The following is a 19,132-nucleotide window of genomic DNA, read 5'->3' on the forward strand; positions in this document are numbered from 1 at the left end:
AAACAATTAACTTTTAAATCAATAAAAATGAAAAACAATTTGCTATTTGATTTTACCGTAGATAAAGCATCAAAAACGGTATTCGTAAACAGAGAATTTGCAGCCGACCTTTCGTTAGTTTGGGATGCTTTTACCAAACAAGAAATTTTGGACCAATGGTGGGCACCGAAACCTTGGAGTTCAAAAACAAAAGTGATGAATTTTGAACCAGGTGGACGAAGATTTTATGCAATGGTAAGCCCAGAAGGAGACGAACATTGGTCGCTTCAGCAATATACTTCTGTTAGTCCAAAAACTAATTTCAAATATTTAAATGCTTTTGCTGATGCAGCTGGAAACCCTGAATTGCCAGGTTCTGATTGGGATTTGAGTTTCAGCGAGCAAGATGGGACAACAAAAGTCAGTATTGTTATTAAAAATGATTCACTAGAGCGCATGGAAAAAATGATTGAAATGGGTTTCCAAGGAGGATTTACCATGACATTGAATTACCTAGACGAATTGTTGGCTACATTAGCTAAAAAATGATTTACGTTTTCAAAACTTCAGTGAGAACAAAACTTCAAGTAAGGAACCTTAAACCTTATTTTAACAAAATAGTTCCTACTAAAAAGTGGAATTTCGACCTTGAGGATTGTGACAAGATTTTGCGTATTGACTGTGAAGAAAATATAGTTTTGAAAATAGTAGACTTGCTAAATATTCATAAATTTAACTGCGAAGAATTGGAGTAATCATGAACATACAAGATCAAATCACAGCGTATATTGCTAGTCAACCTGAACCAAAACGCAGCGAAATGCAAGAATTGCACCGCACCATTTTGGAAGCAATGTCAGGATGTAAATTATGGTTCTTGGACGGTAAAAACAGTGAAAATAAAACTGTTTCTAATCCTAATATTGGATATGGACTTCGGACTATACACTATGCTGATAGAACTACCAGAGAGTTTTATCAAATTGGCTTGAGTGCAAATACAACTGGGATCTCTGTCTATATTCTTGGTATTGAGGATAAAACCTATTTAGCCAAAACATATGCAGAAAAACTAGGCAAAGCAAGTGTGACAGGGTATTGCATTAAATTCAAAACGATAAAAGATATAAATATTGATATACTTCAAGAAGCAATACGACGTGAGGTTGAAGTGACAAAATAATTAAAAAGCCTTACAAGAAATGTAAGGCTTTTTTGTTTTAAACTCATTTGTCATTCCGAGTTTCGAGGAATCTCTAATCTAAAATACTTTTAATTTTCTCCGCCCACATTCCCTTGAACAGGTTTATTGGTGGCAGTTATCTTAGTCGGTAGCGGAGCATTGGTTTTTTTCATCCAGTCTAAAAGGTCAGTTAACAATTCATCTCTTTTTGTCGTGTTCGAGCCAGCTAGATTATTATGTTCTCCTTCATCGGTTTTGATATTATACAATTCAACTGCGTTATTGTCTTTGATTTTTGCCTTACCCCCATCCAACAACCACTCTTCTAGATATAAGTGAAGCTTAAAATCTCCTTTTCTGATTACAGCGACTGGCCTAGAGCGAAATACTTTATCGCGTCCTCTTATGACAGGATTATCTAGATAACCAGGAAAATACCAGTATATTGATTTCCTTATCGTTTCACTTTTCTGTCCGAGCAAAAGTGGCATCAAGTCTTCACCATCACCATTAAATTTCTTATCCCCTGCAAGTGCTATAAAAGTTGGATATAAATCAAGGTTGATAATTGGATTTGAATTTACTGTGCCCGATTTTATCTTATTTGGCCAATACGCCACGAAAGGTTCTCTAATCCCACCTTCATAATATGATCCTTTATTACCTCTTAAAGGTTCTTGAGAAGATTGTTGTGTAGCACCATTATCACTGGTAAAAATAACGAGTGTATTCTTTTCAAGTCCAGAACTCTTTAAATAATCCAATAGTATTCCTATACTGGCATCTAAATCATAAGTACAAGCAGCATAAACAGCCATATTTCCAGTTAGACCCTTTTTTCTGAATTTATCAATGCTTTCTGGCCTTGCTTCTAACTTAGAATGGATGGCGTTGTGAGCTAGATAGGCAAAAAATGGTTTTTGCTTATTGGCCTCCATAAACTTAATTGTTTCATTAGTCAGAGAAAACACGCCTTTTGGGTCATTTGCTTCATTACTTTTCTTATCAGACTGTTCCTTATTCCCTTCAAAATACAAATCAAATCCTTGCGCTTCTGGTCTAGTCTCTTTAGAGCCGTCTGCCAAGTGCCATTTACCGAAAATAGCCGTTGCATAACCATTACCTTTAAGCCCTTCGGCAATTGTATTAAAAGATGGGTTTAGGGAGATAGTATTGCGCACAGGAACCAATTTCATCAGATCAACAGGTCCACGGGTGGTACTCCCTACTGCATAAACCCCATGTCTTGGGCCATACTTTCCGCTTATTAAACAAGCCCGACTAGGTGCTCAATTACCAGCTCCTGCATAGGCATTGTTAAAAACCATCCCCTTTTTTGACAACGCATCAATATTGGGCGTTTCCATTATCTTGCTTCCTGTAAAGCCACAATCCATATAACCAAGGTCATCGGCAAAAATGAGCAATATGTTTGGTTTTGTCTCAAGATGCTTATCCTGAGAACTAGCGGTAATGCATCGCGAAGCCGCAAATAGGCACAGTAAAAAAACTTTAAAGGATGATCTCATTAAACAAATTTAAAAGATACTAACTATCCTAGTAAACAATTTATTAACCTCTTATTAGCATATATTGACAAATACTGAGATAAGCTGACTTGTGAAGAAACTAAACCACATAGAAACATAGATAACATAGTTAAGACGTATTGTTTTTTTGCATGTCAGTCTGAGCTTGTCGAAGACCTTTTACCCATATCCTTTACTTCGGCTAGGCTCAGTGCAATCTAGCTCAGGATGACAAAACACACTAAACCTATGTGTCTATGTTGTTCCATTTTTAGGTAGCTTCTAACAAATTTAATATAAAAAAAGCCTGACGAGATAACGTTCTCATCAGGCTTTTATTTAGCGAGTTATTTCTTATTGTTTAAGCGTAGTTGTACCTAAATTGGTGTTTTGTCCAAGTGATACCGCAACATTAGTAATTGTACTATCTTTATAGCCAGCAATTGGAGCAAATTTTACCGAATAACTTCCAGCAGCAAGACCGCCAACAGTAAATTTACCAGTTAATGCATCAGCAATTGTACCTACTGTATCTGTACCTTTAATTACTAAAACTTCTGGGTGACTAGCCAATGGCAATACTGTTCCTGATATTAATCCTGAAGTTGCGGCTGTAATACCTCTTACAACAGGTTTTAGTATATATTTACCATTACCTGTTGAAACAATAGATTTAGCAGCATCAAAATCAAGTAACAAGGTGTAAGCAACACCTGGTTCAAGTTGTGGATTAGCTGTTAATTTAACTTTCCATCCTGATGATTGTCCACTAGGCGTAGTTAAAGGTTGTTCAACACCTCCTACTACAATCGTATTTCCTGAGTCGTTTAAAACAAGTCTAATTTCTGTAATCTCTCCGCTTGGCATTTCACCATCAGCAACTAAAAGATCTGGATTACTTGTTCCCATTCTAAAATTAAGAATATTAAAAACACCAGTATTCACTGCAAAAACATAAGGTTTAGAGTCAGAAATCAATACTATTTCTTTAACACTTAAATTAATCTTCTCAAAATTACCAGGTGCATCAGTCATTCTAATTTGCACTTTCGTTGTTCCATTTGCAGATTGACCATCTTTTTTACAGCCAATAAACGTAGCAATACCACCCATACATACTATTAGGGCCATATAAATCAATTTCTTTTTCATAATTGTAGCTTTAGTTAATAATTGTTTAATAACACAAAACTCATACGTGAACATGAAAACAGCATGAAATTTCAAATCTATTTTCATCTATTAGTTTTTATTAGCCGCTGATTCGCAGATTATTCTTTAATCTGCGAATCAGCGGCTTTCATAATGAGTTTTATTTTAATACACCCCGCCCGTTGGGCACCCCTCTGAAAGAGGGGAATATAGGTCGAAATTCCCCTCTTTCAGAGGGGTGGTCGAAGACCGGGGTGTTTATTAAATTTGTTTTTCATCTTAATTTCATTTTGCTAGTTGATATTTACATCTTCTTTCAACTGTTGATTTAAACTTTCTTTATATTTATACCATGCGCATAGTACTTAATATTCTTTTATGTATTGGTTTTAGTTTACTTCCAATGCTCTTATCTGCAAAAACATTAGTTTTACCTAAAAAAGATGCTCTTGTAAATAGAGCGAAGTATTTGGTTACTGTAAATGATACTATCCCTGCTCAAAAACAAGATGATAAAAAAGCAAAAGAGCAGCCAAAGGACACAAAACAAGTCGGAAAGAATGTTGAACCAGAAATTAAACAAGTACCAAAAGCGAGAAGACAGGTTAAACCGACTATAATTAAGCCAGCAATTAAAGTTAAACCAATAAAAATTGTGCGTCCGAAAATAAAGAAACCATAATAAGCGAACACTTGATTCCAATTATGAAGAAACTGATTTATGTAATTGCTTTTTGTTTATTCTTCTTTAAAGCAAATGCACAACAAGACACGTTAAAAAAAACAACCCTTACATTAGCCGCACTATACAGCAGCAATGTAAGTTATTATGGACAAGCTACAAATGAGAAACTACCTTATGTTTTAGCAAATGCGACACTCCGTCTTCCATTAGGAATATATTTTTCGGCTGGATCTTATAAACTGTTAAATTATGGCTCAGGGATCTCAGAAACAGATTTAGGTATAGGATATGATTATGATTTCTCTCCTAAACTCACCGCAGGCATTGCGTATACGCACTCCTTCTTCCCTACCAATTCTCCTTTATTACGTGCGTCTAATGAAAATAATTTAAATCTATCTGTCGATTACAAATGGTCTTGGCTTAAAAGTTCCATTAGTACCGATTACGCCTTTGGAAAAGAAAAGGACATCTTTTTAAGTATAACTAACTCAAAAGAAATTAGTTTAGGGAGTTTGTTTAACGAAAAAGATGAGATTGCTATCGAACCAGCTTTTGAAATATCAACAGGAACCAGACATTTTGTAGAAACATATCTCATAGAAAAAGAGAAACGTAATAATGCCAATAATAAAGGGAAAGCTCCTACTTCTCCAGGTAATTCAGGACAAAACACGACCACAACGGTTACTATTCCTTCAACTACTTTTCAGGTATTATCTTACAATTTCAAATTACCTCTTACTTTTAGTCGTGCAAATTACATGGCCGAAGCTAGTATACAGTATTCTATTTTAGGGAAACACACTGAAGCAGAGCTGAAAAATCAACAAGCATTTTTTGGTTTAGCATTCTATTATCAATTTTAAATACGGCTATGAAAGTTCTAATTATAGAGGATGAAAAAACATTAGCTTATGAAATGGAAGCTTTTTTAAAGAAGGCTTTTTACCTCTGTGATATGGCGCATACGTTTAAAGATGCACTTGAAATGTTGGGTATTAACCAATATGATTTCATTTTAATAGATTTAGGATTACCCGATGGTGATGGTTTAGATATTTTAAAGCAAACAAAAAAGCACAATCCAGAGGCAGCTTGCATTATTTTAACGGCCAGAGGGAATTTAGAAGATAAAGTAATTGGATTAGATCTTGGAGCTGATGATTACCTTGCCAAGCCATTTTACCTTTTAGAGCTTCAATCGAGGATGCAAGCTGTAGCTAGAAGAAAATTTAACATTAATGTAGAACTACTCGCTTTAGGAGAATTTAACATAGACCTACAAAAAAGATTGGTGTTGCATCCTACTGCAGAAATTGAGCTTTCTAAAAAGGAATTTGATGTGTTAAGTTATCTTTTATTGAACAAAAATAGAGTGCTTACTCGTATGCAACTTAGCGAACATATTTGGGGAACTTATGCCGATGATGATTACGATTCTAATTACATAGATGCACACATTAAAAACATACGGAAGAAATTAAATGTTTTTGGAACAACAGATTGGCTAGAAACCGTTCGGGGTGTGGGCTATAGAATTAAGCATAGATGAAATTATCTACCAAATTAGTGCTGTTTATTACAGGGTCAAAATTGGCAGTAGCATTGCTGTTTGTCCTTTCTTTGCCTTTTTTGGTGCAACAAATAGCTTCTCAATTTACTAATTACACCTTACGCGAACAGAAAAAGAAAGTAATTAGTGATGTAGCTAAAAATGGCGTAGATTACTATTTACAAGGAGAAAAGAATTTTGGTAGCTACACCATGCTTAAAGAAGAATACATTGCGATTGAGCAAGTGCAACCAAATGAGCATATTGATACCATTAAAAACTCACAACGTGTATTTGTAGATAAAGACACCCTTAACTACAGAATATTAAGCTATACGTTTAAAAATGGAAACCAAAACTACTTATTAGAGATTGGTAAGGCTACATCAAGCATCAACCAATATAATAAACCACTGCAACGCTTTGCATTGTACATTTTGGTGGCGTTAATTGCGTTAACCTTAATAATTGATTTGGTATTTACACGGATGCTCATTAAACCACTGGCAAAAATTATTCGTACTAAACTACTTCATCGTAAATTTCCATTTCGCACACCATTAGAAAAAGTAAAAACCAGTACTACCGATTTTAGCTATTTAGATGAATCGTTAGTGTTGTTGCTGGATAAAATTAATGAGGCTTTTGCTAAGGAAAAGGAATTTACCGCCAATGTATCCCATGAGTTAATGACACCCATTAGCATATTGCAAAGTAAAATGGAGAACTTATTGGCTGATGAGCCTTTGAGTGAAGAAGTTTCATTAAGAATTATTGAGATGATGAAAACATTAGATCGACTTAAAAAGATTTCGGGATCGTTGTTATTGATATCAAGAATTGAAAACGAACAGTATGTAAAAAATGATATAGTTAAACCGCTAAACTTGTTTAATGATATTATTGAAGAAATAGGTCATCGGCTGCAAACACAAAATATCTCTTTAACGTTAAATATCTCTCCAGATGCTATATTGAAAAATGTGAATTATGATTTGCTCTTTCAACTTTTTTATAACCTCATTAACAATGCTATAAAGTTTAATATCCCCAATGGGAGAATTTCTATTACGGATAAACAGCATGAAAATAACACGTACGAACTTAAAATAAGTGATACGGGCATTGGTATTGCGGAAGATCAGCTGCCATTCATTTTTAAAAGGTTTAGAAGAACAAATTCTACAGAAGCTGTTGGGCATGGTTTAGGGTTAGCTATTGTTAAAACGATAGCTATTTATCATCAAGTAGAAATAGAAGTTGAATCTAAAATTGGTGAAGGAACAACGTTTAAGGTTTTATTTGTTAAGTAGTTTGAATAATAATAAACCACATAGACATATAGTAAACATTGTTTTAAGACGCTCGTCATTGCGAGGTACGAAGCAATCCTAATGCGTTAGTAAAGAAAACCCAGCGTTGTAAGATTGCTTCGTACCTCGCAATGACGAACAGACTAGCGCTACGTCATTCCCAACTCGATTGGGAATCGTAATGCAATAGTAGACCTTTTATCTCTTTGCGAGGAGTGCAGCGACGTGGCAATCTCCTACTTTATATCATTTTATTAGCATGAAGGAGGTTGCCACGACCATTACCGATGAAAAATCGGAGAATGCTCTCGCAAAGACGAACTTCATAAAAAAAGCCCCGATTTCTCGAGGCTTCAATTAGAAGATAAACTCCTTAAAGTGTTTTCATGTCAATTACAAATCTGTAACGCACATCACCTTTAACCATTCTTTGGTAAGATGCTGTAATATCTTTAATATCAATTAATTCTATATCCGATACAATATTGTTTTCAGCACAAAAATCAAGCATTTCTTGCGTTTCTTTAATACCACCAATACCAGAACCGGCTAAGCTTTTTCTGCCACCAATTAATGAGAACGGATGAATTGGATATGGTGCTGGAACACCAACTACAATATGAGTACCGTTTGTTCTTAATAAAGAAAGGTACATGTTCATATCATGATCTGCCGAAACAGTATCTAAAATGAAATCGAACGTTCCGGTAACCGCTTTTACTTGTTCAGCATCAGATGTTACCACAAAATGATGTGCGCCTAAAGCTTTTGCAGCAGCTTCTTTGTTTGGCGAAGTACTTAAAACAGTTACTTCTGCACCGAAAGCTACACCAAACTTAACCGCCATGTGGCCTAAACCACCTAAGCCTAATACCGCTAGTTTATGCCCCTTACCTACTTTCCAATGTCTTAATGGCGAATAGGTTGTAATACCTGCACAAAGTAAAGGTGCTGTTGCGGCAAGTGATAGTTTTTCTGAAATGTGTAATACAAACTCTTCACGAACAACAATAGTGTTAGCATAACCTCCATAAGTTGGTACGCCATCTCTTCCTTTGCCGTTATAAGTTTGCGTGCTTCCTTCTAGGCAATATTGTTCAAGATCTGCCTTGCAGTTTTCACATACTTGACATGAATCTACCATACAGCCCACACCCGCTAACTCATTTACTTTAAAGTTTTTAACATGGTCGCCCACTTTAATTACTTTACCCACAATCTCATGACCTGGCACCATTGGAAATATACCTGGAAACCAATCGTTTTTAATTTGATGAAGATCGCTATGGCATACACCACAGTATAAAATTTCTAATTGAACATCGTGAGGACCAACCTCTCTGTGTTCGAAATTCCATGGAGCTAAATCTGTTTCAGCGTTTTGCGCTGCATATCCTTTTGATTGTATCATATTTTTAGATTTAAGTATACACGAAATTAAGGTATTGATGTGAACAGAAAAGGTGTTGACAGAAGTATTACCGAATGATTACAATTTAGCAAACTAACTATATAGAAATATAGCTAAGGGCGATTTGCCATCCTGAGCTAGCTTGCCCTGAGCATAGCCGAAGTGAAGGACTTACATAACGGGTCTTCGACTACGCTCAGACTGACATGCGTAAAAAATAAACCACTTTGAATTGTGCGTCATACCCAACTCGATTGGGTATCCTAATGCTTTATACATGACTGTTCGCCTAGTGGTCGGTGTCTCACCGACCATCAGAGTTAAACTTTATTTCGGTAGGTGGAGACACCAACCGATAGTAAAATTCATTACGATTGCCAGTCAAGCTGGCAATGACGGCAATAGACTAATTATACACCTATGTGGTAACCTACACCAACACAGTATCTACAACAATAGTATGCGTTAGTATTTTATGAATTGGGCAAGCATTTGCAACGTTAAGTAATCGCGTTCTTTGTTGTTCATCCAACTCACCTATCAATTCTATTTTGCGAATAAACTTTGTTTGCCCTTCTTCTTCAACAAGTTCAACGTTTACATCTATTCTTTCGAGTTCCCAAGCTTTCCGCTCTGCGTACATACGCACAGTTGCACAAGTACACGCACCTAAAGATGAAGCCAATAATTCTTTAGGAGAAAAACCTTTATCCTGTCCTCCTTTTTCAAGAGGTTCGTCTGCAATAACTATATTGCCCGTAGGCGATTTAATTTCTATTAGATAAGGTTCTGTTCCGATACTTGCTTTTATAGCTGCCATAATTTGTTTACCCAGTTATTAATGCGCCTTATCGTCTGTATTCGCTTTTCTAAAAAACGTAAGTGAGAAAGTAATGATAAGTATAACTACACATACTGCTGATAAAGTAAGAAGTAATATAAGTCCTTCGGTAGATTGATGTTGTTCCATGATGAATAATTTTACTAAAGTTAATTAATTTATTTTGCACAACTAATAATATGCTTTAGAAAATTTGATATGGTTTTTACATAAACCGTCACCACCCTACTTTGTAGCCAAGTGAAATCTTGAACGTCTTTCCCGCGAAAGCGGGAATCGTAATGCATAAAAAAGTCTAAATTGCATTACGTTTCTCAATCGAACGAGCACAGCGGAAAATCTATTCTAATTTAATCGTTTCTCATAACAATAAAATCGTAAACCTGGTCTAAAGCCCAAGCCTATTTCGCCAGCAAAAGCATAGCCTAATTTCGGAAATAATTTTTGGGTGGCTTCATTTTTAGTATTAGTATCTATGCGTAATAGATTAATGTTACGAGCAATCGCATTTTGTTCTGCTTGTTGTAATAATGCTACTGCAACGCCTTTGCCTTGGTACTGCGGATTTACCGCTAAACGATGTGTAACAATTGCAGTTTCGGTAATATCCCAACCTACCTGTGCATATTCTTCATCTTGATCGGTCGTAATAGCAGCAATGCCAGCAATAGTTCCATCAATTTCGGCTACCCAAAGCTGATTTAGGCTAATATCCTTTTCAAAAACAGTTGCATTTGGATAGGTTTTATCCCATTGCATATTACCTGCGGCATTCATTAAGGGTACAACGGCTTTTACCACTTGCATTACTTCGGGCACATCTTTTAGCGTAGCTTCTCTAATAATCATATTACCGTAAATGTACAAAAACAAACTAAATAGGTATTAAACGGCAGTTTTACCTTAATTCAAGGTGTATTGCTGCTAAGGAATTACCAATAAGCAGACAACATAGAACTTTTGTTCATGAACAAAAGTTCTATGTTCATGAACAAAAGCAAAATGTTTATGAACAAAAGCAAAATGTTCATGAACAAAAGTTAAATGTTCATGAACAAAAGAGAAATGTTTATGAACAAAAGCAAAATGTTCATGAACAAAAGAGAAATGTTTATGAACAAAAGCAAAATGCTCATGAACAAAAGAGAAATGTTTATGAACAAAAGCAAAATGTTCATGAACAAAAGTTAAATGTTCATGAACAAAAGTTTAAAATTTATTAAAAATGAACTTTTATTTGACGTAAAAGATCTTAATCAATGCTTGATAAGCATAAAGGAGATTGCCACAGTCGGCGGAAAGCCTTCTTCGCAATGACGAGTGTGTTATAAGTCTTACTTCGTTATAAAAGGAAAATATTTATTCTCTACATGTGAGTTTAACAAAATTGCTTCCATCTTTTTAACTACATCAGGATATTTACTAGCTAAATTAGTTAGCTCTTTTGGATCAGTACTTAAATCATATAAAGCAATTGGACTATTTGGGTTTTTCATTACATTTTCTTTTATCGCTTTCCATTTGCCCATTCTTACCGCTTGTCTGCCCCCATCTTCATGAAACTCCCAATATAAAAACTCATGCTGTTTTTGTGTGCCTTTGTTTAATAGCGTTGGTAAAATAGAAATGCCATCGGTAGTTTTCAATTTTTTTCCGCCAGCAAGCTCAGCAAAAGTTGGCATGAAATCCCAAAATGCACCAATCTGATCTGATACCTGTGGTTTTATTTTACCAGGCCAATTTACAATAACAGGTTCTCTAATTCCACCTTCGGTCAGTTGTCTTTTAATTCCTTTAAAACCACCGCTACTGTTAAAAAACTCAGGATCATTTCCACCTTCTTTATGTGGACCATTATCACTTGCAAAAACAATCAGTGTATTTTTATCTAAACCCAATGCTTTTAATTTCTTTATGACTTCGCCCACATAATTATCAAGCTTAGTCACCATAGCAGCATAAGCAGCATGTGGGTATGCTTGTGGCTGATAATTCTCCCCATTCCAATCCATTTTAATGTTTTTAGGCTGTTCATTAAATTTCTTTTTATAGTATTCGAATGTTTTATCACCTGCCGGAAGTTGCAAAGCCGCATGAGGTAACGTATACGCCAAATACATAAAAAATGGCTTAGACTTATTCTTATCCATAAAAGCCATAGCCTGTTTTTGTATCAGCTCTGGTGCATACTGTTGTAAGTTGGTTAAGGTATTAGGCAAATCTACTTTGGTTAAATTATTCCATAAATGATCAGGAAAAAAGTTATGAGATTGTCGCTGGCAATTGTAACCGTAAAACTGATCTACCCCTTGTTTAACTGGATCACCTTCAGAACCTGGATAACCCATGCCCCATTTACCAAATACACCAGTTGCATAACCTGCATCTTTAAACATTTCGGGCATAATATAGGCCGAATCAGGTAATGGCAACTGTCCTTCTGGTTTAATCTCATAATTCCCTCTAATTGGCGTGTGTCCTGTATGCAATCCCGTCATTAAAGATGCTCTTGAAGGCGCACAAACAGAAGTTCCAGCATAAAATTGAGTAAAGCGGATTCCGCCTTTGGCTAATTTATCAATATTTGGTGTTTCTATTAATTGCTGACCATAACTACCTAAATCGCCATAGCCCATATCATCTGCCAAAATAAAAACAACATTAGGTTTTTGTTGGGCTTTTAATCCTATTGCTAACGCGATGAGGAAACAGGTAAGGAAACATTTTTTCATAGTGTAAATTTAAAAAAAGCACCGGTTTCCCAGTGCTTTATGTTATCGTTTATTTTCGTGCTTTCGATTATTATCTTTATTCGAAGTTTGATCAGAACGTTGGCCTCCTCCATTTGAAATGCCATTCATCTTCTTGTCTACTTTTATATCATGATTGGTACGGTCTGCAATCGGACTTCCTTGTGTGGTCGGATTGTTCTTTGGCATTTTTACATCTTTCATCTTTTAAGGTTTTAATTAAAAACTAGTTGAATGGAGCGTTATTTAATAAACCTTAAAAATTAATATTTGTTTTATTTTACCAACCTTATCATTATCTATTAGCACAGGTAATTAGCTATTTAATTGGTTTTATCCAATAGCTATAAGCTTGGTTTTTGTAAGGGATTTGATATTGCGTTAAAGGCAACGAACCCCAACTATCTATCCCTTGTACACCCAACTGTTGCATATCCATGTGTACATAAATTTGGTTACGTTTAACCAACTCACCCGAGTGATATTGCTTTTTCTCTGCTTCTGGGTCTAAATCCTCTACCGAATATGGCAATGCATTAAAACTTAATAAGCTGTCTGCATATTCAAAACGTAATCCTTTACCTTGTTTATTGGTAAATGAAACCCAACGTACATCGGTTTTATTACCGCTTTCTTGCGGACGAGCATAAGCAAAATATTGCTGATCAACTGTTGATTTATAGGTGCCAATTAATGATGCAGTTTTTCTATCTACATAATTCTCTCCTGGCCCACGACCATACCATTGAATAGTGTTGTAAGCTGAGTTCAATTGTAGATCGTTTCCAATACGCATTAAGGTTTTGTATTTGCCGGTAATAGCTTTAAATTGATTACCTACCCTAATGTTGCCATCTGGAAATATGATGAATTCTTGAACAGTTTCTGCATCACCATTTAATAATGAAGAGGTTATTACGATTCCAACAGAAAGGTCGGGTGCATTCACTATTTTCTTTTTAATCATTTGTCTATTTTCATCATACACATTGCGCCACATGCGCAAAGATTTATTTAAACCAGCACCAATATCATTATCCGTGGGTGCACGATAGAACCCTGGTTGAGGCCCCTTAGCTAATACATCTGTTCCATCAAGTATATATTTACTTAATACACCTTTTAACAAATCAAACTGCACTGAAAAGTTACTACCTGTTACCGTTAATTTTTCTGGCGTCTCAGTAACATTCAATTTTGCTTTTTTCGGGGTATAATCAAAAGCTTTTGATGTACTATTTAATGCTATTTGTTCGTAAGAAATATCATAGCCTTTCTCTAAAAATGGCTCAGGTGTTTTTAACACATAGTGAAGATTTAAGAAATACTCTTTTCCAGCTTTGTAGTTATTTTTTAGTGGTAATGTAATGGTTGATGTTTGACGTGGATTGATATTCAAATCTGCAATTACCCCACTTTGAACAATTTTACCATCTTCTAAAACTTCCCAGTTTAACTGGATATTACTAATATCTCGGAAGAAATAACTGTTATTCACACTAATTTGGTTATTGCCTACATAACTTGTTTTTATAAATTGATATACTTTCTTTGCTTCAATTGCCATTGGCGTTAACCCGCGATAAGCAGTTACCACACCTTTAACACAGAAATTGTTATCACTAAAATCTTCATTAACTGGACCTTCTAATGGAAAATCTCCGCCGTAGGCCAAAATTCTTTTACCATTTTTTACGGTATCAATTCCTTGATCTATCCATTCCCAAATAAAACCACCTTGTAACTTTGGATTGCTTTCAATCGCGTCCCAATATTCTTTAAAGTTACCTAAGCTATTCCCCATAATATGTGCATACTCACTCATAATTAACGGTCTTTCGCTTTTGCTTTTCGAATATTTAACTAACCAATTCGGGTCAGGGTATTGAGGAACAATCATATCAGTATTAAAATCACTTTCCGCTCTTTCGTATTGCACAGGGCGGAAATCTCTTTGTTTTAACCACTCATATGCTTCGTAAAAATTAACACCATTTCCAGCTTCATTTCCTAAAGACCAAGTAATAACAGAAGTATGGTTTTTATCGCGTTCGTACATTCTAGTAATACGCTCTAAATGCGGAATACGCCATTGTTTATCATTAGCAAAAGACGTTTCTAAACTGTAATAACGACCATGTGATTCGATATTTGCTTCATCTATCACGTACAAACCATATTCATCACAAAGTTCCATCCAATACGGATCTGGCGGATAATGAGAATGACGAACAGCATTTACATTTAGCTTTTTCATCATTTCCATATCTTTTCTCATGTCCTCATGCGTAAGTGTATGCCCTTGTGTTGCATTATGCTCATGACGATTAACCCCTTTTAAAAAGATACGTTTTCCATTCACTAGCAAATCACTTCCTTTAATTTCTACCGAACGGAAACCAATGCGTTGAGGAATAACTTCGATAATGTTCTCGTTTTTATCTTTTAAGGTAATATACAACGTATATAAGTACGGCACTTCTGCCGACCAATTTTTTACATTGCTAATCTGCGTTTTGAAAGAAAGGTTATTTTTATAATTCCCTAAAACTGTTTTAAGTCCAGTTGCATCTTTCCAAACCTGATTTCCCTTAGCATCAACTAAATTTAAGGCTACGTAAAAGCTATCAGGTCTGCTGTGGTTGGTACGTTGATCTATTTTATAGTTTTCTACCGTTACATCCACATTTAACAAACCATTGGTGTACGTATTATCTAACGTACCAATTGCTTTAAAATCACGAATATCTAATTTAGGTGTCGAGTATAAATAAACATCGCGTTCTATACCCGAAATACGCCACATATCCTGACATTCCAAATAACTGCCATCACTCCAGCGGTAAACTTGCAAAGCGATTGTATTTTCTCCAGGTTTTACATATTTAGTGATATCAAATTCGGCAGCAAGCTTACTATCTTCACTATAACCTACTTTTTTACCATTTACCCAAATAAAGAAAGCAGATTTCACAGCTCCTAAACTGATAAACACTTGTCTGTTTTTCCAGTTCTCTGGGATATTAATTTTTCTACGATATGATCCAACTGGGTTATTATCTTCAGGAATATCAAAAGGAGGATTCATCCTATTGCCCGTCAGTTTTCTGCCTGCAAATTCATACGGCTGATTTACGTAAATTGGTAATCCATAACCATTCACTTCCCAATTGGCAGGTACTTTAAAGTTATCCCATGCAGCATCATTAAAATCAGTTTTATAAAAATCTAGTGGTCTTTTACGAGGATCTTGAACCCAATTAAATTTCCAAGTTCCATTTAACGATATAAAATAATCGGATTTTTCTTTGCTTCTTTTAGCAGCTAAATCTGCACTTTCGTATGCAAATGCTGATGCCCGCATTGGCATTCTATTTAAAGAAACAACCTCTGGAGTTTGTAATTCTACCGGTAATTGCTGTGCCCGTGTGTGTAAGGCAAACAATGCTACGATAGATAAAATAATAGTGTTTTTTTTCATTTGTGTGTTTAGTAGTTAATTAGTTTTAATGCATAGAAATGCATTGGTACTCCTAAAATAGACATGCAATTTCTTATACTGCAATTAATTATAACGCAAACGTTTGATTATTCAACCGCTTAATCTTTAGCTGTTAAACCAGTTTGCTTGTTAGCTGATATTTAGTATAAAGTATAACTTTCTATAATTCATTAAGTAGAAATCTAATGTTTAAAAGATGTATATCTCTGTTAGTTTTTTGATTTATTATATTAAAGCTAAAATAAATCAAACGTTTGCGCTGTTATTGATAAAAATAGAAAATTAACCTGACTGATAGTTTTACTTAATAAACAGTGATTTTGGCTTAAAAATAAGTTGAAAATAAATACACTTTACCGCTGATAATTAACACGTTAAAATGCTTTAAATAAAGCTATTCAACTTTTTTCAGAAATAGTTGGGCAAATACATTTTAATTTCTATATTTGCCCCTCCTTAAACAAAAGGAATGATTCCGTAGCTCAGCTGGTAGAGCATTACACTTTTAATGTAGTGGTCCTGGGTTCGAATCCCAGCGGGATCACGAAAAGCCTCACAGAAATGTGAGGCTTTTTTGTTTTAACTTATTATTACCCAATTTTGAGATATCTATAGTCAAGAACACTTATTAATACAAATAGAATACTCGTATTATATAGGGATTTTTAGTAGGGAGTATATAGTGACTTATCTGAGTCTAGTCCCTATTAAATTCGCATTAATTATACCTCTTTTATTAACCTGTTTAAGACCTGTTCACAATTTTTCATGATTGATCACATTCAATAACTGCACATATTGTCACCATTACCCTAAAAAGCTAAGTTTTCAAGGTTAAAAACCTCTAATCATTAAAAGACTACATTTCAGGTTTGATAATTCTAAGAAGATAGATTGGTCCAGCACTATTTTTTGGTTTAGGTACGAGCTTAACAGTAACTTTGCTTTTTCCAGATGTTATATCCAAAGGGATTTTGTAACTCACATCATAAAATCTGCTTTCTTTATACTTATCCAAATTCTCTGATACTATTTTTTGACCATCTACCATAATATCGAAGTTTCTCCCGCGATTATCCATTCCCCAATAGGACGCAATAATGGTATTTTCAACTTTTGAATCAACCTTAACATCAAACTGTAAAAAACCATTTTCACCAGCAAGACGCCATTTTCCACCATGCTCTTGTCCAACCTCCTCTTTTTCAGCAATGAAATTGTGATCACGTTCTGGCTGCATCTCACCCAGTCTAAACAAATCGACAGTTCGATCTTCTATTTCCTTAAGTTTCCGTTTTTGTTCCTCATAGCGTTTTTGCTGTACAATCCATTTCTCAGGTGTAAACACATCCCAATAAACGCTATAGTATTGATTTTTTGTTTGGTAAAAAGGAATGAGTGTTACCTCATGTGGGTGAGCTATATTTTTTGTCTCAAACTTTAATTCTTGTTGGTTCACTGTATGCAACCACTTCGAAGCATCATTAACCTCACTTACAAATACAGGAACACCTTGAACAGGATCAGGTTCTTTATCTCCTAAAATCCCTGCTAATAATATAGGTCCATAAAACACTGCTCTCCGATCTGGATTATCAGGCATTGATTCAGTATATAAATATTCAGTGGTTAAATACGATATTTTGTCGTTGTTTTTCCAAGTTCTGGTTAGGTTCAAATAGCCATATTCATCTTGAATAAGTTGTTGTGGAACACCATTAACTAAGACTTTTGTGTCTTTAGCCCATTTTGGTTTCCGTAAGTTAATGGTAAAATAAGAAGGTTTGTTAAGACTTAAAACAAATGTAGTTTCATTACCAGAGGGTAAACTAGTTCCTTGTGTTAATTTTAACCCTTTTTCTTTCCAATTTAAAACTGATGGAATAAACAAGTTAACATATAAACTGCCATTTTCTCCTTTAAAATAAATACTCTCATTGTACTTTACATGATTTTCCATTCCAGTACCCACACAACAGGTAAAAGTGTTAAATTTATCACTGTATTCTTTTTTACCACCCATTCTCAATGGCACAAAATAACAAGTCATGCCATTTTCATGGTTTTGAGATGCCAAGATATGATTGTATAGCGCTCTTTCATAATAATCGAAAAACGCTGCCGAAGGGTTTTGTGTAAATAAATGACCTGTAAGTTTTAACATATTATAAGTGTTACAGGTCTCTGTGGTATTTTCTGTGAGCTTATCATTTAATTGATTAGGTTCACTCAAATACTCGTAATTACTATTTCCACCAGTTACATAAGAATGTTCGTATACTACGGTTTTCCAAAAGAAATCGGCAATAGCCTTATCATTTTTATCACCAGTAAGCTCATATCTTCTTGCGCTTGCAATAATTTTAGGAATTTGTGTGTTGGAATGCTTTCCTGGTAGTATATCTTTTTGCTCAGACAAAGGATCAAGAATACGTTTATCATAAAACTTATACGATAAATTGAGGAACTTCTGATTTGCAGTAATTGCATAAAGATTGGTTAAAGTTTCAGCCATACCACCATATTCGCAAATGAGCATCTTCTGTAAAAGTTCATCGTTTAATCCCTTGATTGTAGTTTCTGTCCAATTAGCTAGACCGATGCATTCAGCAAGTGCCTTTTTGTTGTTGGTATATAAATAGGCATCAAGCAGGCCAGCCATTATTTTGTGTACAGTATACCAAGGCGCCCAACCACCATTTAAGTCAAAGCCACCTGTTTTGATATTGCCCTTAGCTACTTCGCCCCAAATCTTGTCTTCATTGGCAAATGCTCCCAAGTAGCCATTTCCCCTTGCTTTCTGGCATTCTTCTAACTGATTGATAATGTAATTTACTTTCTGTAGTAAAACAGGATTCCTACTAGACGAAAATTGCATCGAGAGCGCCGAGAGATAATGACCTAAAGAATGTCCAGCTAAACCTCCGTCTTCCCAACCCCCATATATTTTCGCCTTAGGAGTCAAACCCGCATTCGCTCTGAAACCAGACAATAAGCGATCTGGATCGATTGTAAGCAAATAAGCCTCATCTGCTTTCATCGCTGTTTTGAAAATGCTTTCAGATAACGTTACCTCCGAAAGGTCAAATGCATACGTTTTAATAGGTATGCTAGGCTTAACCTTCATCCTAGAATCATTAAGCTGTGGTAAGTAATTTTGAGCATTGCCATTCAAACTAACGAATAATGCGCTGCTTAAAATGTATACAAATACTGTTTTCTTCATTAATAG

Annotated in this window: 14 protein-coding genes, 1 tRNA gene and 1 pseudogene; 7 read left to right on the top strand and 9 right to left on the bottom strand. The window is 35.1% G+C overall.

Annotated features, from left to right (window positions below; all coding sequences use genetic code 11):
- Positions 1–27: 27 nt before the first annotated feature.
- Together GM921_RS05195 and GM921_RS05200 are read left to right on the top strand one after the other, a co-directional pair.
- Positions 28–528 (top strand): SRPBCC family protein, encoded by a 501-nt coding sequence (locus GM921_RS05195; RefSeq protein WP_182921539.1) that lies wholly within the window; start codon positions 28–30, stop codon positions 526–528.
- Between the two features lie 208 nt (positions 529–736).
- On the top strand, positions 737–1,162 hold the full coding sequence (locus tag GM921_RS05200; RefSeq protein ID WP_182921540.1) for a DUF1801 domain-containing protein: 426 nt from the start codon (positions 737–739) through the stop codon (positions 1,160–1,162).
- An 89-nt stretch (positions 1,163–1,251) separates the two neighbouring features.
- On the opposite strand, the pseudogene GM921_RS05205 reads toward GM921_RS05200, so the two are convergent.
- Positions 1,252–2,691 (bottom strand): annotated as a pseudogene (locus tag GM921_RS05205) (sulfatase).
- Positions 2,692–3,045: 354 nt separating this feature from the next.
- A complete protein-coding gene (locus GM921_RS05210) occupies positions 3,046–3,930 on the bottom strand; it encodes a DUF4382 domain-containing protein (protein ID WP_235969780.1) in 885 nt (294 codons plus the stop codon).
- Positions 3,931–4,195: 265 nt separating this feature from the next.
- On the opposite strand from GM921_RS05210, the gene GM921_RS05215 reads away from it, so the two are divergent.
- Genes GM921_RS05215 through GM921_RS05230 form a run of 4 tightly spaced genes read left to right on the top strand, consistent with a single transcriptional unit; the run spans position 4,196 to position 7,396 of the window.
- Positions 4,196–4,525 carry a hypothetical protein gene (locus tag GM921_RS05215; protein WP_182921541.1) on the top strand — a complete coding sequence of 110 codons (330 nt, stop codon included), beginning with the start codon at positions 4,196–4,198 and terminating at the stop codon, positions 4,523–4,525.
- Positions 4,526–4,548: 23 nt separating this feature from the next.
- Positions 4,549–5,397, top strand: a complete 849-nt coding sequence (locus GM921_RS05220) for a hypothetical protein (RefSeq protein ID WP_182921542.1) — start codon at positions 4,549–4,551, stop codon at positions 5,395–5,397.
- 8 nt (positions 5,398–5,405) lie between these two features.
- A complete protein-coding gene (locus tag GM921_RS05225) occupies positions 5,406–6,083 on the top strand; it encodes a response regulator transcription factor (RefSeq protein WP_182921543.1) in 678 nt (225 codons plus the stop codon).
- Positions 6,080–7,396 carry a sensor histidine kinase gene (locus GM921_RS05230; protein WP_182921544.1) on the top strand — a complete coding sequence of 439 codons (1,317 nt, stop codon included), beginning with the start codon at positions 6,080–6,082 and terminating at the stop codon, positions 7,394–7,396. The genes GM921_RS05225 and GM921_RS05230 overlap by 4 nt, the downstream gene beginning before the upstream one ends.
- Positions 7,397–7,769: 373 nt before the next feature.
- On the opposite strand, the gene GM921_RS05235 is transcribed toward GM921_RS05230, so the two are convergent.
- The 6 genes from GM921_RS05235 to GM921_RS05260 all read right to left on the bottom strand — a co-directional run bounded on the left by GM921_RS05235 (position 7,770) and on the right by GM921_RS05260 (position 15,879).
- Positions 7,770–8,807, bottom strand: coding sequence for an NAD(P)-dependent alcohol dehydrogenase (locus GM921_RS05235; RefSeq protein WP_182921545.1), 1,038 nt, complete (start codon positions 8,805–8,807; stop codon positions 7,770–7,772).
- A gap of 430 nt (positions 8,808–9,237) precedes the next feature.
- Positions 9,238–9,627: an OsmC family protein gene (locus GM921_RS05240; RefSeq protein ID WP_182921546.1), complete on the bottom strand. Its 390-nt coding sequence runs from the start codon at positions 9,625–9,627 to the stop codon at positions 9,238–9,240.
- Between the two features lie 366 nt (positions 9,628–9,993).
- Positions 9,994–10,497: a GNAT family N-acetyltransferase gene (locus GM921_RS05245; RefSeq protein WP_182921547.1), complete on the bottom strand. Its 504-nt coding sequence runs from the start codon at positions 10,495–10,497 to the stop codon at positions 9,994–9,996.
- Positions 10,498–10,982: 485 nt separating this feature from the next.
- A complete protein-coding gene (locus GM921_RS05250; RefSeq protein WP_182921548.1) occupies positions 10,983–12,380 on the bottom strand; it encodes an arylsulfatase in 1,398 nt (465 codons plus the stop codon).
- A gap of 42 nt (positions 12,381–12,422) precedes the next feature.
- Complete coding sequence (locus GM921_RS05255; RefSeq protein ID WP_182921549.1) at positions 12,423–12,602, bottom strand: hypothetical protein; 180 nt, start codon at positions 12,600–12,602, stop codon at positions 12,423–12,425.
- A 115-nt stretch (positions 12,603–12,717) separates the two neighbouring features.
- Entirely contained in the window at positions 12,718–15,879 is a 3,162-nt protein-coding gene (locus GM921_RS05260; RefSeq protein WP_182921550.1) for a glycoside hydrolase family 2 TIM barrel-domain containing protein, read from the bottom strand.
- Positions 15,880–16,371: 492 nt separating this feature from the next.
- Between GM921_RS05260 and GM921_RS05265 the strand changes: the two genes are divergently transcribed.
- Positions 16,372–16,444 (top strand) — tRNA-Lys (locus GM921_RS05265).
- A gap of 315 nt (positions 16,445–16,759) precedes the next feature.
- On the opposite strand, the gene GM921_RS05270 is transcribed toward GM921_RS05265, so the two are convergent.
- A complete protein-coding gene (locus GM921_RS05270) occupies positions 16,760–19,126 on the bottom strand; it encodes a beta-L-arabinofuranosidase domain-containing protein (protein ID WP_182921551.1) in 2,367 nt (788 codons plus the stop codon).
- Between the last annotated feature and the right edge of the window lie 6 nt (positions 19,127–19,132).

The sequence above is a fragment of the Pedobacter planticolens genome, assembly GCF_014172375.1.
Taxonomy (GTDB): Bacteria; Bacteroidota; Bacteroidia; order Sphingobacteriales; family Sphingobacteriaceae; genus Pedobacter; species Pedobacter planticolens.